Origin of the sequence: Lactococcus sp. LG606 (assembly GCF_017309645.1) — a bacterium.
GTDB lineage: Bacteria > Bacillota > Bacilli > Lactobacillales > Streptococcaceae > Lactococcus > Lactococcus petauri.
In genome coordinates this window covers 504650-530852 of record NZ_CP071301.1, presented here as the reverse complement: position 1 = coordinate 530852, position 26203 = coordinate 504650, and the positions used below count along the sequence as shown (strand labels likewise).

General features: G+C 39.0%; 20 protein-coding genes and 1 pseudogene. 4 read left to right on the top strand and 17 right to left on the bottom strand.

What is annotated here, in order from left to right; genetic code table 11:
- Nucleotides 1–7 precede the first annotated feature (7 nt).
- The 10 genes from J0J35_RS02670 to J0J35_RS02625 all read right to left on the bottom strand — a co-directional run bounded on the left by J0J35_RS02670 (nucleotide 8) and on the right by J0J35_RS02625 (nucleotide 12380).
- Nucleotides 8–1768 carry an InlB B-repeat-containing protein gene (locus tag J0J35_RS02670; protein ID WP_206917591.1) on the bottom strand — a complete coding sequence of 587 codons (1761 nt, stop codon included), beginning with the start codon at nucleotides 1766–1768 and terminating at the stop codon, nucleotides 8–10.
- 378 nt (nucleotides 1769–2146) lie between these two features.
- Entirely contained in the window at nucleotides 2147–2980 is an 834-nt protein-coding gene (locus J0J35_RS02665) for an Rgg/GadR/MutR family transcriptional regulator (protein ID WP_206917588.1), read from the bottom strand.
- 271 nt (nucleotides 2981–3251) lie between these two features.
- Nucleotides 3252–5075 carry a translation elongation factor 4 gene (lepA, locus tag J0J35_RS02660; protein WP_019293520.1) on the bottom strand — a complete coding sequence of 608 codons (1824 nt, stop codon included), beginning with the start codon at nucleotides 5073–5075 and terminating at the stop codon, nucleotides 3252–3254.
- A 130-nt stretch (nucleotides 5076–5205) separates the two neighbouring features.
- Nucleotides 5206–6693, bottom strand: coding sequence for a helix-turn-helix domain-containing protein (locus J0J35_RS02655; RefSeq protein ID WP_242534054.1), 1488 nt, complete (start codon nucleotides 6691–6693; stop codon nucleotides 5206–5208).
- A gap of 111 nt (nucleotides 6694–6804) precedes the next feature.
- Nucleotides 6805–8694 carry a WxL domain-containing protein gene (locus J0J35_RS02650; RefSeq protein ID WP_206917580.1) on the bottom strand — a complete coding sequence of 630 codons (1890 nt, stop codon included), beginning with the start codon at nucleotides 8692–8694 and terminating at the stop codon, nucleotides 6805–6807.
- A complete protein-coding gene (locus J0J35_RS02645; protein ID WP_117518002.1) occupies nucleotides 8691–9005 on the bottom strand; it encodes an LPXTG cell wall anchor domain-containing protein in 315 nt (104 codons plus the stop codon). The genes J0J35_RS02650 and J0J35_RS02645 overlap by 4 nt, the downstream gene beginning before the upstream one ends.
- Entirely contained in the window at nucleotides 8998–10032 is a 1035-nt protein-coding gene (locus tag J0J35_RS02640) for a DUF916 and DUF3324 domain-containing protein (protein WP_206917573.1), read from the bottom strand. Before J0J35_RS02640 ends, J0J35_RS02645 begins: the two co-directional genes overlap by 8 nt.
- Before the next feature lie 97 nt (nucleotides 10033–10129).
- Nucleotides 10130–10741 carry a WxL domain-containing protein gene (locus J0J35_RS02635; RefSeq protein WP_086582504.1) on the bottom strand — a complete coding sequence of 204 codons (612 nt, stop codon included), beginning with the start codon at nucleotides 10739–10741 and terminating at the stop codon, nucleotides 10130–10132.
- A gap of 205 nt (nucleotides 10742–10946) precedes the next feature.
- Nucleotides 10947–11627: an acetolactate decarboxylase gene (locus J0J35_RS02630; RefSeq protein ID WP_019292570.1), complete on the bottom strand. Its 681-nt coding sequence runs from the start codon at nucleotides 11625–11627 to the stop codon at nucleotides 10947–10949.
- A gap of 21 nt (nucleotides 11628–11648) precedes the next feature.
- Nucleotides 11649–12380, bottom strand: coding sequence for an epoxyqueuosine reductase QueH (locus J0J35_RS02625; RefSeq protein WP_019292569.1), 732 nt, complete (start codon nucleotides 12378–12380; stop codon nucleotides 11649–11651).
- A gap of 250 nt (nucleotides 12381–12630) precedes the next feature.
- Here J0J35_RS02625 and J0J35_RS11555 point away from each other — a divergent pair, with 250 nt between their 5' ends.
- The 3 genes from J0J35_RS11555 (at nucleotide 12631) to gatD (ending at nucleotide 15093) form a co-directional block, all read left to right on the top strand.
- A complete protein-coding gene (locus tag J0J35_RS11555) occupies nucleotides 12631–12687 on the top strand; it encodes a hypothetical protein (RefSeq protein ID WP_230315958.1) in 57 nt (18 codons plus the stop codon).
- A 265-nt stretch (nucleotides 12688–12952) separates the two neighbouring features.
- Nucleotides 12953–14302, top strand: a complete 1350-nt coding sequence (gene murT, locus J0J35_RS02620; protein WP_206917570.1) for a lipid II isoglutaminyl synthase subunit MurT — start codon at nucleotides 12953–12955, stop codon at nucleotides 14300–14302.
- Nucleotides 14302–15093 carry a lipid II isoglutaminyl synthase subunit GatD gene (gene gatD / locus J0J35_RS02615; protein ID WP_004257838.1) on the top strand — a complete coding sequence of 264 codons (792 nt, stop codon included), beginning with the start codon at nucleotides 14302–14304 and terminating at the stop codon, nucleotides 15091–15093. Before murT ends, gatD begins: the two co-directional genes overlap by 1 nt.
- Before the next feature lie 64 nt (nucleotides 15094–15157).
- Here gatD and J0J35_RS02610 read toward each other — a convergent pair.
- The 6 genes and pseudogenes from J0J35_RS02610 to J0J35_RS02585 all read right to left on the bottom strand — a co-directional run bounded on the left by J0J35_RS02610 (nucleotide 15158) and on the right by J0J35_RS02585 (nucleotide 23258).
- Nucleotides 15158–16753, bottom strand: a pseudogene (locus J0J35_RS02610) (hypothetical protein).
- 244 nt (nucleotides 16754–16997) lie between these two features.
- Nucleotides 16998–19655, bottom strand: a complete 2658-nt coding sequence (locus J0J35_RS02605) for an FtsX-like permease family protein (protein ID WP_206917566.1) — start codon at nucleotides 19653–19655, stop codon at nucleotides 16998–17000.
- 4 nt (nucleotides 19656–19659) lie between these two features.
- On the bottom strand, nucleotides 19660–20361 hold the full coding sequence (locus tag J0J35_RS02600; RefSeq protein WP_206917563.1) for an ABC transporter ATP-binding protein: 702 nt from the start codon (nucleotides 20359–20361) through the stop codon (nucleotides 19660–19662).
- Nucleotides 20362–20474: 113 nt separating this feature from the next.
- Nucleotides 20475–21299 (bottom strand): ammonia-dependent NAD(+) synthetase, encoded by an 825-nt coding sequence (gene nadE / locus J0J35_RS02595; RefSeq protein WP_206917560.1) that lies wholly within the window; start codon nucleotides 21297–21299, stop codon nucleotides 20475–20477.
- A 2-nt stretch (nucleotides 21300–21301) separates the two neighbouring features.
- Nucleotides 21302–21790, bottom strand: coding sequence for a GNAT family N-acetyltransferase (locus tag J0J35_RS02590; RefSeq protein WP_206917555.1), 489 nt, complete (start codon nucleotides 21788–21790; stop codon nucleotides 21302–21304).
- 4 nt (nucleotides 21791–21794) lie between these two features.
- On the bottom strand, nucleotides 21795–23258 hold the full coding sequence (locus J0J35_RS02585; protein WP_019292562.1) for a nicotinate phosphoribosyltransferase: 1464 nt from the start codon (nucleotides 23256–23258) through the stop codon (nucleotides 21795–21797).
- 267 nt (nucleotides 23259–23525) lie between these two features.
- On the opposite strand from J0J35_RS02585, the gene J0J35_RS02580 reads away from it, so the two are divergent.
- Nucleotides 23526–24113 (top strand): nicotinate-nucleotide adenylyltransferase, encoded by a 588-nt coding sequence (locus tag J0J35_RS02580; protein ID WP_019292561.1) that lies wholly within the window; start codon nucleotides 23526–23528, stop codon nucleotides 24111–24113.
- Between the two features lie 11 nt (nucleotides 24114–24124).
- Here the strand turns inward: J0J35_RS02580 and rnr are convergent, their stop codons facing one another.
- Nucleotides 24125–26125, bottom strand: a complete 2001-nt coding sequence (rnr, locus tag J0J35_RS02575; RefSeq protein WP_242534047.1) for a ribonuclease R — start codon at nucleotides 26123–26125, stop codon at nucleotides 24125–24127.
- Nucleotides 26126–26203: the final 78 nt, after the last annotated feature.

Sequence of the window (26203 nt, the reverse complement as noted above, 5' to 3'; positions counted from 1 at the left end):
TTTCATTTTACCTTTTTATTAAGTATTTTTTTACCCCCAACAAGGAAAGGGCGACGAGAATGCTTACTCCTAAGACATAAAGATATGGTTTTGCATTTTCACCTGTCAGCGGAAGTTTTTTTCTAGATTCAAGCGACCTAGTAGTATCTTGAGTTTTCTTAGTACTCAGTGATGCTGTGCTCTTCTCTATTTTTATGCTAGCATTAGTATCTTCCTGTTTTTTTGCTACTTCTTCATTTTTCGGTTCTTCATTTTCATTTGACGCTACTGGAACTTTTTCCCAACTGGCATAGAGAATCTTATCACCTTGTTCTTGCGCTGATATGCCTTCTATTTTTTTACCTTTTTGATCTGTCCAGCCCGTAAAAGTATAGCCCTGCTTCGTTGCTTGTTCAAAATGGCTTACTCCTCGTCCATAAATATAAGAATCTGGATTTTGCTGCGAATTTTCTCCACCATTTAAAACATAGTTTATTTTATAAGTATTTGCTTTCCAATTTGCATGGAGTGTTTTGTCTCCTTGTGCATCGGTAGGAATATTGGTTATACTGTTACCATCTCCATCTGTCCAACCTGTGAAAGTGTAACCTTCGCGTTGTGGTACTTCAAAACGACTTATTCCTTGACCATAACTATATGATAAAGGATTCGCAGGATGGTTTGTTCCACCATTGAGGACATAAGCAATATTAAAGCTTAAACTCTCGGATCTGAATGTTAAAACAGCAGGTTCAGTGTAAATGGATTCATTATTTATTGAATCTAGCGGTGTAATTTTTAAGCGGTATAAATTACCTTCATTTGAAATATCGGAAGTAAAGTCGAGTGTTTTACGAATTGTTTTATCACCAGCTGAGTTCGTCAGGCTTTCAGAAATATCATTAAAGGACAAACCTTTATCTTTACTTACTTGCCATATCATATCAACTGTTATTTTCTGCGCTGAAGATAAATTTACCTCAGATTCAAAATGAGCAAGTTCTCCTGGAATTAAATCAAGTTGATCATTAGGATTAGTCCCCGTAACCTGTCCATCATATTCGTATTGCACTAAGGCGGGGACATTAAAGTTGAAAGCATGCCATTTATTCGGATCACCATCATAAGCTCTTTCTTGATATAAGGTGAAAGGGATATTTTGCGCAAGATTAGGGGCAAGCGCAGCAACATCTCCCACTAAAAACACCGGTCTTGTTTCAAGCAATGTGGGATCATTTTTTAGCGTCCTTAATGGCATAAAACTCGTGTAAGGTCCTGTCATGTAGATTTTAATCCCCACACTGCCATTCAATGCTTGGCTCGTATCAACATTAGTTGCCGTATTGTCTATCAGTGGGTTAGGAAGAGTCCAAGCTTGGAGAGCTTCATTCCAGTTATAAGAGCCAGTTGCAGCTGTAGATCCACCAGAATTCGTAATAGTAAAAGTAGGAGAATCCATGTATGGAATCACCTTTACCAGTCGGTAATCACTGTTAGGCAATTTCGTAAATGTAAGTGTCCCCTGATAACGGTCGCCATCAATCGTACTTGTACCTGGTGAGGGGATATTAAATGAAGCTTTAAACAAGCTATTGGCAGCCCCGACCCAAGGAATGTGGGTTTTGTAGTCAAAAGCATAAGTTTTATCTGCAGTTGTGACTACTCCACCATTTGTTGCAAGAACCCGTACAGGTATTATATTTAACAGTATAAATAATATTAACGTGACAGATAACATCATAAGCCTTCTCAAAGACAGTACTTTGTGTAATATTTGATATTTTTTCATTTTTTCTCCTCCTCCTCCTTCTATTATGGGCAACACCACTAGAACTACTTTACCCTTCTAGAATTGTCCTTTCTTTTTTATTATTCCTTATATCATTATATTATAATAAGAAAAAAATTAAATCAATCTCTTTTTCGATGTAATTGTCCACACAATACATTTATACTGGCATCAAGGAGCTATAAGCACCTTCATCCATTGAGTCCCAGATTTAATTTGTAAGAAATGGTTCAAGAAATCGAACTCATATTAGCTATATTTTCTCTTTTATAGACTTTAAAAATAAAATTTAAATGAAAAAAGTTACTGGATCGATTGCGCCAGTAACTGCTATTTTTAAGTATGAATGTGGTGAGACATATATCCTTTACGATAAGTCTATCCTTTTATTTTCTCAAAATTATGTTTAAAAATGCCCCGAAGCTCTAAAGCATTTATTTCTGATAGTATCTTTAAAGACCTACTAACAAGTTTTGTTCCCATATTTTTATCTTCAAATTTATAAATCCAACATCCCTTTACAAAAATAGAAGATATTCTTACATAGGTATCAAAAACAAGTGTTAATTTATCTAATTCCTCTATTAACTTCTCTGAAAATTTCTTTTGCTCTCTTCTAATCATGGAAAGAATGGTACGGATGATTAATCTAATTAATAAATTTCTAAATTCCGTGATTTCTTTTAAATACTGACTATTTTGTGATAGAATTCTTTCAATCAGATGGTAAACTAAGTCGGGATTAATTTCTTCTAGTGTGTTCACTAAGATATACATTTCATAACTATGCCAAACTTGATAAGACTTAAGCTTGTTTTCTATATACTTTATTTCATCAGTTGAAAGCTTTATATAACAAGCTTTTGCTGAGAGAGCGATGACTTGGTTTTCTTCCATATCATATTTTACATTTTTCATGTATATAGCCTGAAGCTTTTTTAGGTCATTGCTAAAGTAAGCTTTCTCAATTTCCTTAAATTGAGATAACCAATAATCCTCCTCATCATTATTAATCATTAGCATATAAGAACGAAAAGTGGTGTGCATCTCTTGTAAGGCAAGGTCTAATTTATCTAAAGAAATCATTGATTTACCATTTTCAAAATAGGACAATGTTGATTTTGATAAACCAACCCGTTCAAAATCGCTTAAAAGTAAGTGGTGCTGCAAGCGTAATTTTTTAAAAACTTCGCCATATTTTTTATAAATCATGGTCATTCCTCCTAAACAGCATATTTTAAAAATGTACACTCTCGCGAACATCCAATAATATATCTTGGCTAGCATTAAATATGCTCGACTTCTTACCTTCTTTTCACTTTCATTTTATCATAACAAATCTTATATTTACTAAAAAATTCACTTAAATTTATTGAAATTTCTTCCTTTAATTTCATTACTCTACATTATTTATCTCCAGGATATTTGCATTTCCCCCCAAAAATAAAGACAGCCTCACAGACTGTCTTTTGCTTATTTACCTTTATTCCTCATCCATAGACAAAACGGAAAGGAAAGCTTCTTGTGGTACTTCTACTGAACCGATCGATTTCATGCGTTTCTTACCAGCCTTTTGTTTTTCCAAAAGTTTACGTTTCCGAGAAACGTCACCACCGTAACATTTAGCCAAGACATTTTTACGCAAGGCTTTGATGTCGCTACGTGCCACGATTTTTTGACCAATAGTGGCTTGGATTGGTACTTCAAATTGTTGACGAGGAATAAGTTTTTTGAGTTTTTCAACGATAACTTTACCACGTTCGTAAGCAAAATCTTTATGCACGATAAAGCTAAGGGCATCGACTTTTTCGGAGTTCAAGAGAATATCCATCTTCACGAGGCGTGATGGGCGGTAATCTGAGATTTCATAGTCGAAACTTGCATAGCCGCGTGTTGAAGATTTGAGCTTATCAAAGAAATCAAAGACAATCTCACTCAGCGGGATATGATAAATAACATTGACACGGTTAGCATCAAGATAATCCATCGTCACAAATTCACCACGTTTGCGTTGAGCAAGCTCCATAACGGCTCCGACAAACTCGTTAGGCACCATGATTTGTGCTTTGACAAATGGTTCTTCAATACTTTCAATACGCGTTGGATCAGGGAATTCACTTGGATTTGCCACTTCCATTGTTTCACCATCAGTCGTGTTGACATGGTAAATTACAGATGGTGCGGTCATGATTAAGTCTAAGTTAAATTCGCGTTCCAAGCGCTCTTGGATAACATCCATGTGCAAAAGGCCTAAGAAACCACAACGGAAACCAAATCCAAGCGCTTGTGATGTTTCTGGCTCAAACTGCAAGCTGGCATCATTCAATTGTAGGCGTTCTAGGGCTTCACGAAGGTCATTATAACGGTTAGAATCAATCGGGTAAAGTCCACAGAAGACCATTGGATTCATTTTTTTATAACCCGCAAGGGCTTCCTCTGCAGGATTATTAGCTAGAGTGATTGTATCACCAACCCGTGTATCCGCAACTGTCTTAATTGCAGCTGCCAAGTAACCAACATCACCCGCCATGAGGAAGTCACGCGCCACTGCTTTAGGCGTGAAAATCCCAACCTCTGTCACAACAAATTCTTTACCGTTTGACATCAGTTGAATAGTATCACCTACCTTTACAGAACCGTCAACTACACGGATTTGCAAGATAACACCACGATAAGCATCATAAACTGAGTCGAAAATCAGAGCCTTGAGTGGTGCTTCAACATCACCTTGAGGTGCTGGAACCTTCTCCACAACTTGTTCCAAAATTTCTTCAATACCGATACCTGCTTTAGCAGAGGCTAAAACAGCCTCTGAAGCGTCTAAACCGATGACATCTTCAACTTCAGTACGCACTCGTTCTGGATCTGCCGCAGGAAGGTCAATTTTATTAATGACGGGAAGAATTTCTAAGTCGTTATCTAAAGCCAAATAGACATTGGCCAAGGTTTGGGCTTCAATCCCTTGAGCTGCATCGACAACAAGAATAGCACCTTCACAGGCAGCTAAAGAACGGGAAACTTCATAGGTAAAATCGACGTGTCCAGGCGTGTCAATCAAATGGAAAATATAGGTTTCTCCATCTTTAGCCGTGTATTCTAACTCAATAGCATTGAGCTTAATCGTGATACCACGTTCACGCTCCAAATCCATGCTGTCCAAAAGCTGTGCTTGCATTTCACGTTTTGAAACCGTTTCTGTCAGTTCAAGGATGCGGTCAGCCAACGTTGATTTTCCGTGGTCAATATGCGCAATGATCGAAAAGTTACGGATTTTCTCCTTGCGCGCGTTCATTTCTTGTATATTCATCATTATTTCCTTAATAAAAAGTCTATTAGTATCATTATAACATAAAGTTACTTTCTCAAAATAAAGAAATAGATAAAAAGAGTTTTTTACTCTATGTATTATTCTGACATTAACACGGCGGATTTTATTTTTAACGAAACCTCTTCTCATAAAGCGATTTAGACAAAAACTCAATCAAGTCGGTCCATGTTTCTTTATCAAAAATATTTTTAAAGTAAAAAACATCTTTGGAGAGGAAATTTCCTTCGGGATCACTCGAAATAATAACATCAGCTTCAGGTATCGTTTTGCAGAAAGCGATTAAATCGCTATTAAAAAATTTTTTCAAGGTGTTTTGAATATAGAAGCTGTTCACAATGCTTGAGGTATGATTAATATAGACTTGGACAGGAATACTTGGCGCATTGAGCTCGTAAATTGTATAAAGTAGTGCTGTCAAACTTTTTCTCTCTAAATCATTCAACTGCTGTGAAGAAGGAAAATAGGTAATGATCTGATTCAGCCTATCTTTAACAGCACGATAACGAGGCTTTTTTTCAAACAATTCATAATTTTTTTCGATAGGAACTGCACGGTAAAAATCAACATTAAATTGTATGTAACGTGAATATAGGTTGGTAAGTACTAGAAGATAGTATGATTTGACATAATTTTCTTCGGAAAACTCAAAAGAGAACGTCTCGCGAAATTTTTCTAGAAACAGGCTGACTTCATAACCAACAGAAAGTTTCGAATTTTGAAATCTTTCAACAACCCTTTTTTTCTCGTACATATCATCAAACTCAAAAATAAGACCTCTGACTAAAAAACTAAGAAGTATTGACTCTTTCTCAATAATCTCTGGGTCTACATTAAAAGAAGCAAGATTTAAGCAGTGGTGACCTCGATAAAATATCGAAATATCCTCTAAAAATGCTTTTTCAACCTTGACATATTTCTTAAAGTAAACGATACGATAGGAGGTCACGCCTGCAAGTATAAGCAACTTTTGTTCCTGAGCTTTAGAAAGTTTTCGCTCAATTTTTAAAGAACGCTTTAAAAAATTTATATCGATAAATTCTGGCGGAAAGGCATCAGAGAAAGGCTTTTTTCCTAAGGTATTGAAAAGATGCCAATGTGTGAGATAGAGAAAATAGCGTACACCAAGTTCATCTCCCGAAAAATTTGTCGCATTTGCCAAGTCAAATTCGGCTTTAAAAGGGAGCATAATCTCCTTCACTTGTGTCAATAACTTGTAGACTGTTGGTTCACTAAAGTTCAAATCATAAGCAATTTCAGGAATTGACGTGTAACTTTTACTGATAAGTGTAGAGAGGAGACTATATAAAGGGCTTTTCCGCATATAATTCAGTTTCAAGCGGGTCACGATATAATCTGGTGTCATTTCATTTTTCATTTTTATGACTATTTTTGAAGACTTTTTTATTATCTTAATATCTTGACCAAAAAGTTCATGGATATCTTCTTCAAGTTCCTTGCTGTACCGTCTAAAAGTCTCATTTTTCAAGTTCAATTTCTCCTTTAAATCTTTAGAAAATTCACCTGCCCGAGAAAACAAGATGCATTGAAAGAGTTCAATCTTAACTTGTTCCTTTGGCGTTGTGAAAAGCTCTATCATAACTTTTTCTCCTATTTCCATTCCTCGCTTTGCATCTTCCAACATCTTTTATTACCTCAAGCCTTCAAAATATAAAAACAGCGAAACGCTGTTTTTATATTTATTATAACTTTATGCTGGTGGTGTACTCTTAGTGGTCGATACAAGATTCCAAGTTATCGTACTGCTAAAAGTCTCTCCTGCACTCATATCGGCTAGCGGATCAGGTTGTAAGAGCAACTGCCCGGTTAAATCAAAAGCTTCACTGCTTACCGAATCTACAATGTAATTATCTGTATCATCATCTTTAAGATTTATCTCAAAGGGATAAGTGGACATTGTAAGTTGACTATTAAATTTCAGTCTATGATTATTGTTACTTTGGAAACGACTCATCTTTGCAGAAAGTCGCCAGCCACCTTTTGCTCTACTGTCCACAATTTCAAGATGATCTTGTGCAGTGGGCTCTCTATCTTTTGTTCCATCATAGATATAACTGGCAGGCAATTTACCAAAATCAAAGTTTGGTACTTGCTGTAAAAGAAGCTTTCCTGTCGCTTTATTAACCAGAAGTTGAGCCTTATTTGAAGAAAGAGTAACTGTTTCCTTTTTGCCGTCCCCTGTATCAATCGTTGTTGAAAAAGTGACTTGAACTGCAAAAGGTTTCCCATTTTCTGTCGCTTCCCGTGCAGTTTTCATAAAGGCACTGTCCTGAGCAAAAGAAAGGATGTGATCTGCATCATTGAGACTGGTCAAATCGCTTACTGTACCTTTATAGTTTTTGACCCCTTGAGTTTCAGAGAAAGCTTTAGAAGTCTTCCCTTCTATGTATTTCCATTCATAACTCCATACTTCGGCACTTTCAACCGATTTGTTCAAATCTGCTAAACCTTGTCCATCAAGTTCCCAGCTCATACCACTATCTTCTGCAACATTTTTAGCTGCTAAACCACCGAGATAGATTGTCTTATTATCTGTTGGCGTTGTTCCATCATCATTTCTAATTCCTGCAGATATCGTGAAAGGGATACCCGGCGCTTGCACATCAGTGTTTACTTCATCAAGCTGATCCCCAGCATCAAATTCAACACTGCGTCCCTCTGTTTTGAGGAAATTAATTCCCTTTAAAGAACTATTCCAAGTAATTTTACCCGTCGCATCACGTGGTGTTGTCACAGCCTTCGCCGAATAAGTAGCTTTTTCAAACACCACATTCGGAGTCGTAATGGAAATACCACTAGCTGCAACTGGTTTATCTTTCACCGTGACTTTAGCAAGTTGCGAGTAATAGGTCATAGCAGAGATGCTCCCAATAATTGGCAGGGTATTGAGCCTTGTTTCTAGCTGAAAATAATAATTCCCAGCTTGCATCTTGGTTACAGGGATGTCAATGCTTTGCTTTGTTGAGCCAAGTATCCCACTTCTATCCGAAAATTCACCAATACTTCCCATATTTAGCCAACTTCCTTCGTCTTGTTCCTGCCAAGCATTTACTTTGACTTTAACCTTACCCAAAGAAGTCACCCATGATGTAGTTTTAATACTTAAATCAGCAGTTGTACCTTCAACAATATACTGCTCTTCTTGGGGCTGTGAAAGAATCCCTGTGCGTAGTGGAAAGAGTAAATAAAGGCCATTACGATCTGGTTCATGGGCACCTGGCAAATCGGTATAGCTTGCATCTGATGACAAGCTCGCAGTTGGAGATGCTTTTTCAGATTGAGGTTTATCTTCGATAGATTTTTCTTGCTCCGGTACCTCAGATGTTCTCGGTGCTTCATTTTCTATTGGAGCTGCCTCTTCAGATGTTTGATCTCCTCTGTTTTCAGACTCAATAGTTTGATCTGTATCCGATGTTGGTGTTTCAAGTTCTGACTCTTGCAGACTTGAGCTACTATCCTTATCATTCGTTGCACTAGATGAATGCTGTGCTTCCACGTCACTGTCCAAGGCATAAACTGCAGGGCTTGCAGCATGTAGCAAGAGAAAAAGCAATATAAAACCTATATTTATTTTTTTCATTGAAGTTTTCCTTTCTCTCCATACATACGAGCCAAGAAAAAGACAGCAACAAACAACAATAGCATACAGCCAAACAAGATTAAAGAATATTCTTGAGTACTTCCTGTAGATGGCAAGAGATCGTAATGGACCAACTGTCCATTTTGAGGAATTGCAGGTGGCAAAACACCAGCATCTCTTACATCCTGATGAACAGTAAAACCAATTTTACTTTGCATCATATTAGCGCTCACTGGCTGTATAAGGAAAAGATTCGTCAGACAAGAGAGACCTAAGAGTGCTAAACTAACTTTTAGTTTGCTATTATTCATCTTCATCATCAGTATCGCCCTTTCTTTTTCCTAGCCCATAAGCCACGAGGAAAATAATAATACTGCTACCAACTACTGCAGCTATGATCCACCAAAGCTTTGTATTTGATTTTTCTCCCTCAAGCAGCTTGCTGTTGACGGTTTCTCTACTTTTACTATCAACTGTAAAGTCACGTGCCATATCAAAGCTTTTATCACCCGACTTCATCAGCATATGATAGGTATATTTCCCCGGTTTTAAGAGATGATTATTGGTATCTATTGTATATTCAAATGAAGAATAGGGGGCCATCTCATATTTTTCTGATTGTGACTGATAAAGCTTGTCCGTTTTTCCCTTTTCAGTCACCCATGCCTCTACTTTTATTTGCCCAAACATGCTTGGAGCTTGGTTACTAACCTCACCTACAACTTTAGGCACTCCTGTATCCGACTTCATCTGTGCGTTCGTCAACGCCAGTTTCGGCGTAATTTTTTTATTGAAATCTTCCGATATTATGACAGGAATTGTCATTGCAAAGGCATTACGAACACCTACACCTTTAGACTTTGCTGTTTCTTTCGGGACTTTGCGAACATAGACACTGCCTAAAATAGTACCTTTTATATTATCTTGAGGTAGCTTAAGATTAAAAGTAATATTCTTTGTCTGCCCAGCAGCAACTGTTACTTTTTGAGTCGCCTTTTTCTCCTCTACCAAATCCTTGAGGGAAAGACCACCTGCTATCATTTTTTTGGAGCTGGGAGTATAATCAATATGGCCATTATTACTTGCCGTTGCTTGGACAAGCTGAACATCAAAATCTTGATTTTCATTTTCTGTCAAATTCTGAACAGCTACCGTTACTGGATAACTTTCATTTTGTTCACCCTTAATTGAGAAATAGCCTGCAGTTGGATCCGTTTGACCCTTTCCAAGTACTGGGGTGACAGTAAAACCTGCACCCTCTTCCGCATGTGCATTCACAGGTAGAAATAAGGTGAATAGCAGTATGGCGAAGCAGCCCAATCCTTTTATAAATTTCATGCTTTTCAACCTCCACTAAAAAATAAAAGCAAGAACCGACAAATCTTAAGTTTTGCCCGTACTTGCTTATACATTTTCATTTATCCGACAACAAAGATTATGCAGTTGGAGCGACGGGTTGTGAAGAACTCAAGTTCCAGTTGATTGTTGTTTCAAAAGCATCATCAGCTGCCAAGTTTGCCTTTGGATTTGCGCCCAAAGATAATTTAGCATTTTCTGCAGAAATAAGGAATTCATCTTTACCATGAGAACCATTACCTTTTGCAAGTTCTACAGGGCTCTTGTCATCTTTAATCACACCTGTAAAATCTTCTCCTAAAGTACCGACCGCTGAAAGGTCTAAAGCTGCACCTTCCAATGAAGTTTTAGAATTTGTAAATTTATCCATATTAGCTGTCAATGTCCAGTCTGATGTACCCAAACGTGTATCGCTAACTAAAACTTTTCCTTCAGCTTGAGCTGCTTTTCCAGTGAACCCTGAGTAAATTGAGCTGGCTTCAAGAACACCATAGTTGAAGCTTGGTACTTCTTTCAATGTTAACGTGCCGTTATCTGGATCCGTTGGATTTCCTGGATCTTTAGCGGTAATCGTGAAGTTAGCAGTAGAATCTTTTGCCTCTGCTTCATCCGCGAATCCTGTAGTAGCTGAAGCCATCGTCATGCTAGCCAAGATTCCCATACCCATCGTTGCTAAAAATGCTTTTTTCATAATAAACATCTCCTCTATAAATTTTTATAAGATTATGTGAATCCACCTTGAATAAACTCACTTCTTTATTTTATAATTTATCTTGCAACATAATTATATTTATTTGTGGGAATTTACCTCAGCTCAAGATAAACTTTACGATTTATTTCACATAGAAATTTTAACGACAAAAAAACTACCTTTTAAAGGTAGTTTTTATCTATTATTACTCAAAGCGCATAGCCTTGAAATTTTCATTTTCTTGAGGAAATTCTTGTTTCATTTCCCCCACTTGACCAACTTCAATGGTAATTTGTCCAGATAAGAATTCTGTCAAGTGACCGCCAAAAGTCTTGTCATCACTTAAAAAGTGTAAATGAGCACCATCACCATACAGATCTTCTAAAAACTTAGGCGACCAGATACCAACAATCGTTCCCGAAATGTTTTTTTCGGTAAAATGAGGCTGTTCAGCCAGTATTTCCAAATAATTTTTCGTATTCTTTGCAGGTTTAGAGCTAATTTCCACCGACTCAAAGTGTCCAGTCATTTTTAGACTGTAAGCTGTGTTCCGTGTTGGGAATTTCTCTGTCAGATCATGCAAGGTTTGCATCGTCAGTCCATTAACTTTATAAGTCGCAAAAGGTTGGTGATCAATCACTGCAACATACGGTAAAGTTTCATCTGGCTTAACTATGCGAACCTGATTTTCAGAATTTCCGTGATAGGCAGTGCCATCAAGAATAATAACTTCTCCATCAGCACCATCTAAGGTACCAATACCAATTTGTCCATATTTTAAAGCTTCTCCAGCAGTTATGGTCCCTTCATAAAAGCCACCATACAGGGTGTTAAAAGAACCATGCTGAAAAATTGCACTCATTTTATTTATAAAACTTTTAACCATGCAACAATTATAGCATGTTCTTTATTTTTTGTCGCCTACTTTATTTATAAATTTTACAGCACTTCTATTAATTTCTTTGAGGTCAATTCCTTGTTGACGTGCTGCAAAGACACAGCCACAATAGCATTGGCGGTAAATATCGTATTCTTTGCACATCTCTACGGAACGTTTCCAGCCATTGTTTTTCTTAAAGTCACTAGGCAAGTATTGGACAGCATAGATTTTTTGCATATCTAAGCCTATTTCATTTATGAGTTGGCCGTTCTTTTTGGGGCTGAGCGTGAGTGCCGAACCAAAATAATCATAACCTAACTCTTGAGCTTTCTCTGCGACAATATCTAAACGCATTTGAAAACAAGCTGTGCAACGCGAACCACCTTCAGGTTCTTCTGCGAGCTGATGCAAATTGACCATCTGCATAAATTTATTGGGTTCATAAGGTGCCGCAATAAACTGAACATTATTTCCTGTTTTTACATTAAAGTCTTGAACAAAATCAGCCTGCACTTTCTCACGCCTTTCGTACTCGGCACGAGGATGAATATTCGAGTTCGAAAAATAAATTGTCACATCAGCATTTTGACAAAGATATTCTAAACTATAAGTTGAACAGGGTGCACAACAGGAATGAAGCAAAATTTTGGGCCGAAGACCTTCAGCCTCCCAGCTTTCACGCATTTTTTGATAAACCCGATCATAATTTACCTTTTGATTAGGATTCATCTTTTGCAGAATTTCAGTCGCATTTTTCATGCTTTTATTTTAGCATATTTTGAAGCTTTCTTGCTTGTCCTTTAACACCCACAAAACTCCGTTCTTTCAATTTTGTACTTTTTATATTATACTATGAGTAGGAACTCTCAAAACTCCTACACCCCGCTCTTGGCAATGTCCAAGAGCTTTTTTTGTTGTAATTATACTATAACATGGTAGCTTTATCGTGAGCTGGCCTCTCAAAAACGAAAGGCGACAATTTTTGTCGATATATGAAACACTCTCATTGATGATTGCATTTGCGTTATTAATGATTACAGTGGTTAATAAAAACGATAAAAAATAACGTCCAACTTTAGCAGGGCAGACGTTATTTTAACATAAATCTTGCTACCGTTCTTAATACGGCTACAGGGGACTTGTTAGCGCAAGTCCTTTTCTTTATAGCCATTATAACACCCTGTTCTTCTAAGAGCAAGAAAAACGAAAAAACTGCTGAAGTTAGAACACCCCACACAACTTCTTATTACCTTGTTTATCAGCAAAAAAATATCTTTTCCAATGAGAAGTTTATCCTCCTCCACACCGCAATCTATGGTATAATATCATTTATGACTATGAAAACTTCATTCGCAACTTTAGCAGGAAAGAGTTCACGCTTAGTTTTAGAGAAAATCTTTAAGCGTGGAAGTACGTTGCCTGGTAAGATTGCTTTAAAATTTGATCCTGAAATTTTAGCTACATTAACAAAAGATTATGAAATTATCGTTGTGACAGGGACCAATGGTAAAACCTTGACCACAGCGCTCACTGTCGGTATACTCGAAAAAGCTTTTGGAAAAGTTGTCACAAATACTTCTGGTGCTAACATGATTACTGGGATTACTGCTACTTTCTTGACAGCACCTAAGGTTAAAAAAGGGAAAAAAGGCTTTGCTGTTCTGGAGATTGATGAAGCATCACTGCCAAAAATCACCGAATATATCAAGCCTTCACTTTTTGTTTTCACAAATATTTTCCGCGACCAAATGGACCGTTATGGTGAGATTTATACAACTTATGACTTTATCGTCAAGGGAGCCGCTAATGTACCTGAAGCCACTGTTCTTCTCAATGGTGATAGCCCGCTCTTCCATTCACGTACTTTGGTAAATTCCGTCAAGTATTATGGTTTTGACCATGAAAGTCATGCGCCTGAACGTGCGCATTATAATACTGAAGGGGTTGTTTGTCCGGAATGCCACCATATCTTAGATTATAAGCTCAATACTTATGCTAACCTTGGCGATTACATCTGCCAAAACTGCGGGTTCAAACGTCCTGAGCTGGATTACCGTGTTTCTGAACTCACAGAAATTACCAATACTTCTTCTCAGTTTGTCATTGATAATCATTCTTATAAAATCAACGTGGGTGGGCTCTACAATATCTACAACGCTCTTGCTGCTGTTTCTGTCGCTGAATTTTACGGTGTACCTCCTGAAACTATCAAGGCAGGTTTCGAACAATCTAAAGCCGTCTTTGGCCGTCAAGAAACCTTTAAGATTGGTGATAAATCCGCTACTATTGTCTTGATTAAAAATCCTGTTGGAGCAAACCAGGCGCTGGAAATGATGAAACTTGCTGATTATCCATTTACCTTGGTTAGCTTGCTCAATGCCAACTATGCTGACGGTATTGACACAAGCTGGATTTGGGATGCTAACTTTGAGCTAATCCATGACATGGATATTGACCAAATCTTTGTTGGTGGTGTCCGCCATAGTGAAATGGCTCGCCGTTATCGTGTTTCTGGATTTGACGAAAGCAAAATTCATGAACTTGAATCGCTATCACAAATCCTTGATGCCCTCAAAAATGAAGCAGATCAGCACATCTATATCCTAGCAACCTACACTGCAATGTTAGAAATGCGTGAGTTGCTTGCACAAAACAAGATGATTGGAAAGGAGATGCACTAATGGTTTATACTTCTTTAACATCAAATTTAGAAAATCCTAAATACAACCTTCATGTTGCCCATCTTTATGGGGACTTGATGAATACTTATGGTGATAACGGTAACATACTCATGCTTAAGTATGTCGGCGAAAAATTAGGCGCTGAAATGACTTTTGATATAGTTTCCCTTGAAGATAGTTTTGATCAAGATTTTTATGACCTTGTCTTCTGGGGCGGTGGTCAAGATTATGAACAAGAAATCATTGCGGACAGCTTCAAAAATATCACAGCACCACTCAAATCCTATATTGAGGCTGAAAAGCCTATGCTTGCCATCTGTGGCGGCTATCAAATGTTAGGTCAGTACTATATCAATGCTGCTGGCAACAAGATTGACTGTACTGGTATCTTGCCGCACTACACCAAAAACCTTGGCAATGACCGTTTTATTGGCGATATTCAAATTCATAACGAAGAATTTGGTGAAACATATTATGGTTTTGAAAATCACTCGGGAATTACCTATCTTGGTGAAGGCGAAAAAGCTTTGGGTAAAGTGGTTTATGGTGGCGGGAACAATCCCGACGATGACACCGAAGGGCTCCACTATAAAAATACATTTGGCACTTACTTCCACGGTCCCATCCTTTCGCGCAATGCACGCTTGGCCTATCGTCTCGTCACAACTGCCTTGTATCAAAAATACGGGCAAGACTTGGAACTTCCAGCCTTCGAGGAAATTCTCGCCCACGAAGAAAAAGGGCAACAAATCACGGATGCCAAACGTAAAGTTGAACATTACGAACATTAAAATACAAAAAGACAAAGTCACAAGAACTTTGTCTTTTTATTTGATTCGCTAATATTTTTTGGAGTTATTGGTGGATGATGAGGGCGGGGCGGATACCACCATCGGAAGCGCTGTGTTCAGGAACTTGTATGGCAGGTATTCCTACCAAAAACTCAGCATTAGAGATTTGCCAAGCCCTTGGTAATGTAATTTGTTCGGGGAACCACTGCTGTTCAGAACTTGGTGTGCGCAACCACCACCAGTGGTTACTCGGACCTACACGTTCGTCAACACTCGTGAAACCATGATTGGCACCAGAGACACGGTTCATATCAGACAGCGATAAGGAAAAGGCACGAGGTCTGCCACCTGAAACAACTTGCGTGACATCGTCCTCTACCACTTGTGCGTTCACAAAGGCAAAGTTCAAACCTGAAAAATCGAGATTCATTAGACTTGGTCCGTCGAGTTCTCCTGTCGTGAACTCGTCAGCCACAGGCTGAACCAGAGCTCGAATTTCCGGTAAAATGCCACTGTTAAACCAAGTTTCCATCTGAGACTCTTGCGCTTCAAAAGACACGTCAGGAATAACTTCGTTACGGATAATCATATGGTTGCCGCTGCCTTGATTTTCAAGGTAACGAAAGGCTTGGTCATACTCTGTGGTAAAGATACGCCCCGGATTCATGGCATTAAAGTTAAAATCTCTTAACGGCGAACTTGCGGTTGACAAAGGATTGCCATCACTCGCACGAACTGCGGAGAGGAAGTCATTCAAGTGATCAGGCTCGCCAGAGAATCTTTCCCCAGGACTGATAAGCTCACTGGAAACATGAATCGCGTAATAATAAGAGCCCGGAATGTTATCTGCCCCCTCCAACATTCTGGCTTCATCAATCAGATACGAGGTTGCTTGACCGGGATGGAGTCGATCTGCCCAATAGGCCCAACCAGTATTATGGTCAATCACCCAAAAGTTCCCCGTTCTTGGATTTTCTGTCCACGCTTGGAGTGACATTGGCGGAAGATTTTGAGTTAAGTTTTGCGCAGTCTCTCGTGTTACCGTAGCTCCCGGATAACGGCCTGCGCTGTTATCGACACTGTCATTTTCACCCCAGAAATTATCTGTCCCATCGCCCGGATGTGTGTATCCTCCACTTGCATAATCAAGTGCATCGCCTGCAGCGGCTGATAAGTCAAAGAGTGCATGATTCTCATCATAAACAGTGTTAAACGTAGGAAGAAACCAGGGGGCTGCACCTTCTCGACCAAAGCTAAGTCGAGAAAATTGATTAAAATACACGTGGCCTTCTCCTGTACGTTCAGTGAGATTACCCGCAGAAGGGATATAAGTGCTCCAGGTGCTTGTATCCTCGCGATCACTTGTCGAAACAACCGAAGTCCATTCAGACTGACCGCGCTTTTGAATCGCCATCTACTCCGAGAGACGAAGCCTCGCCATCAGCGGTTCTTGCCCGAAGTTTTCCACGAAAACATCCTTGTTTTCTTCTTCCCGGTTAAAGTAGTCGTGGACACGTCCGCCGACTTGCGCTAGATTTTCTCTTTCTCGGTCATTGATTGCCTGTTGGTTAAAAGCAGTGAAGGCGAAAGTACCACCGATTAAGCCAAGTAGGGCTAAGAGTGCGATATTGCGTACTTTACGTTTTTTATCTGCGTTCATAGGCTGCTCCCCCCCTCAAAACAGAGAAGATTGACAGCTGCTAGACGGAAAATTACCGCCTGCTGTGCTGTGCTGTGCTGTGCTGTGCTGAAAAATTATAAGTCATCGCATTTACCTCGTCAAGTTTTTTGTTATCTATAAGTAACATCAATAACATTTATATAATTTTATTGTAATCTTTTTTTATGCAATTCAAAATAATATCAAAAAAGTACCTCAGAAAGAGGTACTTTAGAGGAAATAATCAATCCACAGACTTTAATGCACCCAGCATATCGACATTTTTGAGTTTCACATGGACGACAATACTTAAGCCTAAAGTTGTGGCTAGGGTAATGAGTGTTGAGAGTAACAGGTTACTCCATAACAGATTTGGATTAAACATAATCATGTCGGTCGGTAACATGGTAATAATCACATGATGGAAGTAAGCCCCTAAGCCAAAACCAGCTAATATTCCCATAAAGCTCAGTAAAATCGTCTCACGATAAATGTAAAGTGTAACTTCACGATCATAGAAGCCCAGTACTTTAATCGTTGACAACTCTCGAATTCGCTCAGAAACGTTGATATTGGTTAGATTGTAAATAACAACGATAGCCAATAGAATAGCACAGCCAATAAGCACAAACATGACACTGTTAATACCGTGTAAAAAGGCGTCAATTGTATTTTGTAAATCACTATTTTGCGATACAGTGAGCGCCCCAGCATTTCGCATAAAGTCTGCCGCAGCTGCTTGACTTTTAGCCCTTGATGTATCTCGAAGCTTCAAGAGATGCGCATTTGCCTTTATCGGTGTTTCAAACAGCGCTTTATACTGGTTTTGATTCATAAAAATATAGTGCCCCATATACATCTCGGTAATACCTGCAACTTTTATTTTTACTGTTTTATCCTGATCGTTTTTTAGCGAAATGGTCTGTCCAACTTTTGCTCCAAGTAGTTCTGCCAGTTTTTCACTTATTACTGCTCCTTCTTTTGGTAATGCCAGTTTCTCCTGACTTACACGATTACGCAGTGTTACAAACTGCTTAAAGTTTTCTTCCTTCTCCGGAACCATTAAACTAATATCCTGACGATTATCGTTAATCGTTTGATGCAGTTGTTCAAAGTGAACAGGAGCGTAAGACTTAATATTGTCTGACTGTAAAAACTGGTCAAGTTCATCTTGCTCCTGTTTATTCAAGTTATCCTGAGAAACCGCAAGCATATTGTAGTGTAAAATTTCACCAAACTGCCGTTGACTCAGCCCTGAGATAGAATCACGGATACCAAAGCCCATAACAAGAAGTGCTGTACACCCCGCAACCCCAACAATAGTCATCAACATTCGCTGTTTGTAACGGAAAAGGTTACGTGCTGTCACTTTATAAGTAAAGCTCATACGATTCCAAATCGGCTTGATTCTCTCCAAGAAAATACGCGAACCTGCTTTAGGTGGTTTGGCTAAGAAAAGTGCTGCTGGTGCGCCACGCAACTCAGATTGAGCCACCAAATAAGCGGGCAAAACGGTACAGGCAAGCGCAATAACAAAAGAAACAAGCGTCCAGAAAGGTGAGAAAGTCAAAATCAATCCTGAAAATGTAGAGGAAGCCGAATAAGCGTTAAATACCACATGAGGAAGCACAACATGACCTAAAATAACACCTACAGTTGCACCGGCACAGGCTGAAACAGCTCCATATACGATAAATTTTTTCCGAATTTGAGCATTGGTGTAACCCAAGGCTTTAAGTAATCCCATATTGCCTCGTTCTTCTTCCACGAAACGTGTCATCGTCGTTAAACTGACAAGAACGGCGATCGCAAAGAGCACGACGGGAAAAATGTTTGAGAGGGCATCGATACGAGTGGAATTATCAACAAAGGTTTGATAGCCCGGGTTTCCTTCTTTTCGATTATTTACGGTATATTCTGGAGCTTCAAGCGCTGCTAGTTTATCTCTCTGTTCTTGCAGTTGAGTTTTACTTTCTACAAGTTTTGCTTTACCTGTATTCAAACTTTCCTGCAGGGCTTGAAGTTGAGGATTTTCACCAGCTAGAGCTTTTTGTTGATTAAGCGCATTCTGTGATTCTTGCAGTTTTATTTCTTCTGCTTTCAGTTTATCTTGGGCTTGTTTTAGCTGGGCTAGTGGCTCTTTTCTTATCTCCGCTAAACGCTTTTCAGGTTGTCCTTCCAAAAGATTTTTAAGCTTTTGTTGGTAATAGTCTGAGCGTTCCGTAAATTGTGGATCATATGGACTAAGGCCTTGCATGGTTTTGAAACTCAAGCGTGCAATCATATACACATTTGACTGAAAAGCTTCAGGAGGAACAACGGCATAGCCGTTAAGCTGTCCCGTTCCTATATTGGTCGGACCGTATAGACTTTTATCAACAAATTCACTTGATTTGACAAAACCGACCAACTTAAACTCATGGTTTTTTAGAAGATATGATCCCTCATTTTTTTCTTCGGTTACGCGGATTGTATCGCCAAGCTTATACTTGTCTTGGTAGAGAAAATCAAGGGCAATTTCATTGCTTTTTTGGGGGATTTTTCCTGCAATGAGCTCATAAGTCGAAAGGTTGTCTGCTTGCGAGAAAATACGCAAGGAAGTTTTCTTATCGGGCAGCAAAACATCACGAAAATAGCCAAAATCCACCGTTTTGAGTCCATCTACCTGGCGAATAAGCGCTTGGTCCGATGCATTTAAACCCATTGTTGAAGTAATGCTCAAATCTGCCAAGTGATGCCGCGCATAGAATTCCTCAGCCGTTGCCCTCATATTTGGCCCAGACATTTTTAAACCAACAAAGGCAAAGACCCCTAAAGCCATGAGGGAGAAAATAGACATGAAACGTCCAAAGGATCCAGTAATCGACCGTCTTATATTTTTATTGAGGATTTTTGTTTTCATCGAATCACCACTCAATCGTTTCGATATCTGCCGGACTGTCGTTGACTGTAATCTCCTTGACCCGACCATCATGGACATGAATGATACGGTCCGCAATTTGACTAATGGCAGCATTATGGGTCACAATAATCACTGTTACACCCTGAACGCGAGACATGTCTTGCAGTATTTTCAGTACATGCTTGCCTGTTTGATAGTCTAATGCTCCGGTTGGTTCATCACAGAGAAGGATTTTGGGATTCTTAGCGATAGCACGCGCAATAGCCACACGTTGTTGTTCTCCCCCCGAAAGTTGTGAGGGAAAATTATCCAAGCGATGACCCAAGCCGACATTTTGAAGAACTTCTACAGGATCAAGCGCATTTTCGACAATCTCTGAAGCTAATTCGACATTTTCCTTGGTCGTCAAATTATTAATCAAGTTATAAAATTGAAAAACAAAACCAACATCACGTCTACGGTAAGTAATCAGTTCTTTAGCAGACAGCTCCGCAATATTTACACCATCAATTATCACTTGCCCTTCATCACTCGAATCCATGCCGCCTAAAATATTTAAGATTGTGGACTTACCCGCACCTGACGTTCCTAGGATAACTGCTAGTTCTCCTTTCTCAATTGCAAAGTTTACGTGATCATTGGCATAGATTTTCTCTCCACCGGATTGATATATTTTTGATTCATCTTTTATCTCAATATAGGACATAATATCCCTCCTGTAAGCGTTTGTATTACTCTATTATACCATACTCTCAACCCTCATTTTATTGATTTACGTGTAAAAAAACGCCAGCTTAATCGCTCACGTCTTCTTATATATTATTTCCAAAAATCATCAAAAACGGTAATAGGTAAGTGACGTTTGTGTTCCGTTTTAAGATACCAATTTTCGATTTTTTCTTGTGCCTCGGGGCTGATTGATCGTCCTTCTGTATAGTTGTCGATATCCTCATAAGTCACGCCCAAAGCAACTTCATCTGCCAAACCGGGCTTACCATCTTCCAAGTCTGCTGTTGGAACTTTTTCATAAAGAGAAGGTTCGGCACCCAAAGCAGCGAGTAACATTTTACCTTGACGTTTATTGAGACGGAAGAGCGGCAACAGATCAGCGCCACCATCACCAAATTTCGTATAAAAGCCAGTAATATTTTCAGCTGCATGATCTGTTCCCAAAACAGCACCTTGCATCCCTCCAGCAACCCCATATTGACTAATCATGCGTTGACGGGCTTTGATATTTCCTTTGTTAAAGTCAGAAATCTCCACACCAGTCGCTTCTAAAGCCGCAACTTGAGCATCAACAGCTTCTTTGATATTCACAACTAAACTTTTATCTGGTTTAATAAAGTCCAGTGCTCTTTGCGCATCATCTTCATCTGCTTGTGTACCATAAGGCAGACGAATAGCTACAAATGTATAAGCTTCGTTTCCCGTTTCTGCACGCATTTCTTCCATTGCAATCTGTGCCAAGCGGCCAGCCAATGTTGAATCTTGCCCTCCAGAAATTCCTAAAACATAGGATTTAATAAACGGATATTTCTTTAAGTAGTCTTTGAGGAAATCCACTGATTTACGGATTTCTTCTTGTGCATCGATTGTTGGTTTAACACCTAGTTCTTTGATAATTTTTTCTTGTAAAGACATATTCACTCCAAAATTTTAGCCATATAAAATTCATCAACCCATTCATCATTGATTTTAAGAGATTGGCTACGTACTCCTTCAATCACAAAACCGTTTGTTTTATAACATGAAATAGCTGCACTGTTGTTCATTGCCACTGTGAGTTCTAAACGTGAAACTCCTTCTTCACGTGCCCATTCTTCTAAAGCTACAAAGAGCCGGCTCGCAATCCCTTGACGACGATAATCCTTAAGCACAGCAATGACAATTTTAGCACAATGTCTATTGCGACGGTAAGTGCCACGATAGGCAGCTAAGAAGGCAACTAATTCGCCTTGATCATTGTCGGCACCCATCAAAAAGTCCGTTGAGGCAACTTGATTGGCTAATTCATGAAGTTTAGTTTTATGTTCGTCCGGTTCAACCAGCATAAAGTTATTTTCTTGAAAAATTTCCATTTGGAGCTGACCAAATGCTTCAGCATGTCCTAATTCAATATTTTTTATTCTCATAGTATCAATCCAATTTCATTCCAGAAACCTTGGTGCGGACTTGACTAATCAAACGCATCTTATGGTTCCATAATTCTTGTGATAAGTCAACGGGATATGGTTGGGGATTGAGGTTGCGCTTATATTCATCCCAAAGTTCGGTCAAGTTGGCTTCAGCAAAAGTTTTGATTTCTTCTAAGGTAGGCAAAGGATAAACTTGCTGGCCTTTGACAAAAATTTCTTTAAGTAGGGGTTTAGCAGTAAAGTCACGTACATTTTTATTAATAAAGGTATGCACGGGATGGAACATATAGATTTCCTCACTCTGGTCTGGTCTTTCACCGTCAAAAGTAATATAATCTCCTTCAGACTTACCGTCACTTTCTCTTGTGATACGCCAGATTTGCTTTTTCCCAGGCGTGGAAACTTTCTCTGCGTTGCTCGACAGTTTGATGGTGTCTTGCATTTCGCCCTGATCATCCTCCATTGAGACGAGCTTGTAGACAGCACCAAGCGCAGGCTGATCATAAGCCGTGATGAGCTTGGTACCTACACCCCAAACATCAATCTTCGCTCTCTGCATTTTCAAGTTCAAAATTGTTGACTCGTCCAAGTCATTTGAAGCATAGATTTTGGCATCAGTAAAGCCAGCTTCATCCAGCTGCTTACGTACTTTTTTCGAGATATAGGCCATATCTCCAGAGTCAATGCGGACACCTTGGAAATTAATTTTGTCCCCAAATTCACGTGCCACACGAATAGCTGCGGGAACACCAATGTTCAAAGTATCATATGTATCCACAAGGAAAACACAATCTTTATGTGTCTGTGCATAAGCTTTAAAAGCTTCATAATCGTTGCCATAGCTCTGAACTAAAGCATGAGCATGTGTTCCGCTTGGTTTAATGCCAAAAATCTTAGCCGCACGCACATTACTTGTGGCATCTGCACCACCAATATAGGCCGCACGTGTCCCCCAAATAGCAGCGTCCATTTCTTGGGCACGGCGTGTACCAAACTCAAGCAAAGGATCATCACCAATCACAGACTTGATGCGTGATGCCTTGGTTGCAATCAGTGTTTGGAAATTAATGATATTGAGGACAGCCGTTTCGATAAGCTGACATTCAGCCAGCGGTCCTTCTATCTGAACCAAAGGTTCGTTGGCAAAAACGAGTTCTCCTTCTTGGACAGAGCGGACTGTACCTGTAAAGCGAAGCTGTGCCAGATAGTTCAAAAAATCCTCAGGATAATCTAAATCACGGAGATAAGAAATATCTGTTTCGGTAAATCTTAGATTGTTCAAGTAGTTAACCATGCGTTCCAGACCTGCAAAAATAGCATAGCCGTTTTCAAAAGGCATTGAACGGAAAAAGACTTCAAAAACAGAATTGCGATTATGACGTCCAAGCTCCCAATAGGTCTGCATCATATTTATTTGGTAAAGATCTGTATGTAAAGTTAAACTATCGTCTGGATATAGTGACATGGTGACTCCTTTTATGAGTGACAAATTATATTCTAACTCTATTTTAACAAAATTTGACGGTAAATTGTATTGTCATCACCTTTATTTACAAATATTCAGGGACATTTCTATCTTCATGTTGAAATTATCTCAATGCTTCTTAAATTCTTCATGAGTTTAAACTCAATAAATTATTATTTTCTTATTTGAAAATGCTCATGTGACTGATGAAAGTGGGCTTTTCTGGTATAATATGAAAAGAATTAAAAAGGAGCTATATATCCACTAATGGAACAAGCAAAAAGAAATAAAATCGGAATTTTGGGCGGTAACTTTAACCCGGTCCACTTTACCCATCTGATGATGGCTGATCAGGTCGCTCAACGTCTTGAATTAGATAAAGTTTGGCTCATGCCCGAGGCTCTTCCTCCCCATATTGATGAGAAAAAAACAATATCGGCTGAGCATCGTGTGAAAATGCTGGAGCTGGCGATTGCAGATAGTCCACGTTTATCACTTGAGTTGGGAGAAGTTGCACGTGGTGGGAAATCTTACACCTATGACACGATGAAGCACCTCACTCAAGCTTATCCAGATACTGATTTTTATTTTATCATTGGTAGCGATATGGTGGAATATCTTCCGAAATGGTACAAGATTGATGCCTTACTTGACTTGGTTCAGTTTGTTGCTGTTCAACGTTCAACTGAAGCTATTGAAAGTCTTTATCCTGTCCAATGGGTGGACTTACCTCTTTCTTTTGCTTCCAGTACTTCTTTACGTAAGATGTTTAAAGATGGAATCGAGCCGGTTTACCTCATGCCTCAATCTGTTATCGATTATATTAAAAAAAATAAGCTCTATCTTGAAGGATAGAACTTTTTTTATTATTCTTCAATAATTTCTTCAAAATCAACGGTTCCCTTACGTTTATTGGCTGAAATGACACGAATTTTTAGGACATCCCCCATACGATAAGTTTTCTCAGATTTTTTACCTTTGAAGATATCTTCTTCTTCATCGAATTCAATGGCTTCTTCAACACCTGTGTGAAGATTGACCGTACGAATCAAACCTTGAACCGTATTATCAAGTTCCATGAAGAGGCCAAATTTTTGAACACCAGTTACGGTTGCTGAGTAAACTTCACCGATATGATCTTGCATGTACTCCGCTTTTTTCATAGCATCCACGATTCGTTCCGTCACAACTGCGCGATGTTCCATATCAGAAGACTGTTTAGCGATTTCAGGTAAACGTTCTTTCCATTCTTCTTTCGTACGGTTTGAGTGATCTTTTGGATAAAGATGAAGTAAACGGTGCACAATCAAGTCCGGATAACGACGAATCGGACTGGTAAAGTGGGTGTAGTCTGTCGCAGCTAATCCATAGTGCTGTGTATTTTTTTCTGAATACAGAGCTGTCGACATCGTGTGGCGTAATTGATACGTTAGTGTTTTTTCAAAAGCTGTTCCTTTAATCTCTTCCGCAAAGTAATTTACAGCTTCATGAGAGTTTGAACTCAAACTAAAGCCCGCATCAGCAGCCTTTTCCATTAATTTAGCAAATGCTTTTTCTTTCGGCTTGTCATGTACACGATAAAGTGACGGCAATTTTTTCTTTTGGAAATCAAGAGCAACCGTTTCGTTGGCTGCCAACATGAAGGATTCAATCATACGTTCTGCTGTACCACGTTCACGTTTCACAACATCAATCGCATGTCCTTTTTCATCCAAGATAACTTTTGCTTCACTTTCGTCAAATTCGATCATGCCACGTTGATGACGCATCTCTTCGAGTAGCGCGTGAAGTTCCCCAGCGATAGCGACAGAATCCATAATTTTAGGGAATTGCTCTAGACTTTCGCGATGTCCTTCTTGCCCTTTATTGAGCATCTTGTTTACTGTTGAATAAGTCATACGATAAGTTGTCTTAATCACAGACGGACCAATCTTATAATTGATAATTTTACCGGAATTATTGATTTCCATCACACAGGACATCGTCAACCGCTCTTGCGCTTCATTTAGTGAACAAAGATTATTGGACAGCTTAACAGGTAACATTGGCACGACACGATCGGTAACATAGACAGATGTAGCACGTGCAAAAGCTTCCTCATCCAAAGGTGAACCGTCAGTGACATAGTGAGAAACGTCAGCGATATGAACACCCAGTTCATAATTTCCGTTGTCTAACTTCTTAACATGAATGGCATCATCCAAGTCTTTAGAATCTTCGCCATCAATCGTATAAGTGATTTCTGAGCGATAATCGTCACGCCCTGCAAAATCTTCTCCCGTTAATTCTTCTGGGATTGCTTCGGTCTGAGCCATTGTTTCTGCTGTAAATTCTTGCGGAATTTTCATAGCGCAAAGCACTTCCAAAATATCAATCCCCACATCATCCTTGTGTCCAATAATTTCTAACATTTGACCTTCAAATGCTTTATTTTCATCAGGATGTTGCGTTACTTTGACACGGACAACATCACCTTCTTGTACTTCAGGCAGCGGTTGCTTGATGTATAAAGGATCTGTGATTTTATCATTGTAGAGTTGAATCGTGCCTTTGTAGCCTGTAAGTTTGCTTTGACGGCTAGATAAGCTTTGATAGCTCCCAACAGTTTCCGTCACTGAACGTTTTGTGATTTTGATTATCTGTCCATCTGCACCACGTTTAGCATTTTTTTGATGAAGCACACGAACAAGGACTGTATCTCCATCCATTGCTGATTTGGTGAATTTTGGTGAGATGAAAATGTCATTACTCTTGTCAATCGCATCAAGCGGGTTCACAAAGCCAAATCCCTTCGGATGCTTATGAAAAACTCCTTCAACTTCGTTTTTTTCTGGTGTATTAATAATTAAATCTGATATTTTTGCCATTATTATCTTTCTGTTTTTTAAATCTATCTTTTCTATTATAACACACCCTACAAGACGTCTTTTGTTTTGAAATGTTTT

Excerpts from the sequence above, each read along its gene's own strand:
- J0J35_RS02600 (WP_206917563.1), bottom strand. The coding sequence starts at position 20,361 with ATGTCCTATATTGAGATAAAAGATGAATCAAAAATATATCAATCCGGT.
- gatD (WP_004257838.1), top strand. The coding sequence starts at position 14,302 with ATGGTTTATACTTCTTTAACATCAAATTTAGAAAATCCTAAATACAAC.
- murT (WP_206917570.1), top strand. The coding sequence starts at position 12,953 with ATGACTATGAAAACTTCATTCGCAACTTTAGCAGGAAAGAGTTCACGC.
- J0J35_RS02580 (WP_019292561.1), top strand. The coding sequence starts at position 23,526 with ATGGAACAAGCAAAAAGAAATAAAATCGGAATTTTGGGCGGTAACTTT.
- J0J35_RS02670 (WP_206917591.1), bottom strand. The coding sequence starts at position 1,768 with ATGAAAAAATATCAAATATTACACAAAGTACTGTCTTTGAGAAGGCTT.
- nadE (WP_206917560.1), bottom strand. The coding sequence starts at position 21,299 with ATGTCTTTACAAGAAAAAATTATCAAAGAACTAGGTGTTAAACCAACA.
- J0J35_RS02645 (WP_117518002.1), bottom strand. The coding sequence starts at position 9,005 with ATGAATAATAGCAAACTAAAAGTTAGTTTAGCACTCTTAGGTCTCTCT.
- rnr (WP_242534047.1), bottom strand. The coding sequence starts at position 26,125 with ATGGCAAAAATATCAGATTTAATTATTAATACACCAGAAAAAAACGAA.
- lepA (WP_019293520.1), bottom strand. The coding sequence starts at position 5,075 with ATGAATATACAAGAAATGAACGCGCGCAAGGAGAAAATCCGTAACTTT.
- J0J35_RS02590 (WP_206917555.1), bottom strand. The coding sequence starts at position 21,790 with ATGAGAATAAAAAATATTGAATTAGGACATGCTGAAGCATTTGGTCAG.
- J0J35_RS02625 (WP_019292569.1), bottom strand. The coding sequence starts at position 12,380 with ATGAAAAATGCGACTGAAATTCTGCAAAAGATGAATCCTAATCAAAAG.
- J0J35_RS02585 (WP_019292562.1), bottom strand. The coding sequence starts at position 23,258 with ATGTCACTATATCCAGACGATAGTTTAACTTTACATACAGATCTTTAC.
- J0J35_RS02630 (WP_019292570.1), bottom strand. The coding sequence starts at position 11,627 with ATGGTTAAAAGTTTTATAAATAAAATGAGTGCAATTTTTCAGCATGGT.
- J0J35_RS02640 (WP_206917573.1), bottom strand. The coding sequence starts at position 10,032 with ATGAAATTTATAAAAGGATTGGGCTGCTTCGCCATACTGCTATTCACC.
- J0J35_RS02605 (WP_206917566.1), bottom strand. The coding sequence starts at position 19,655 with ATGAAAACAAAAATCCTCAATAAAAATATAAGACGGTCGATTACTGGA.
- J0J35_RS02635 (WP_086582504.1), bottom strand. The coding sequence starts at position 10,741 with ATGAAAAAAGCATTTTTAGCAACGATGGGTATGGGAATCTTGGCTAGC.
- J0J35_RS02650 (WP_206917580.1), bottom strand. The coding sequence starts at position 8,694 with ATGAAAAAAATAAATATAGGTTTTATATTGCTTTTTCTCTTGCTACAT.
- J0J35_RS02655 (WP_242534054.1), bottom strand. The coding sequence starts at position 6,693 with ATGATAGAGCTTTTCACAACGCCAAAGGAACAAGTTAAGATTGAACTC.
- J0J35_RS02665 (WP_206917588.1), bottom strand. The coding sequence starts at position 2,980 with ATGATTTATAAAAAATATGGCGAAGTTTTTAAAAAATTACGCTTGCAG.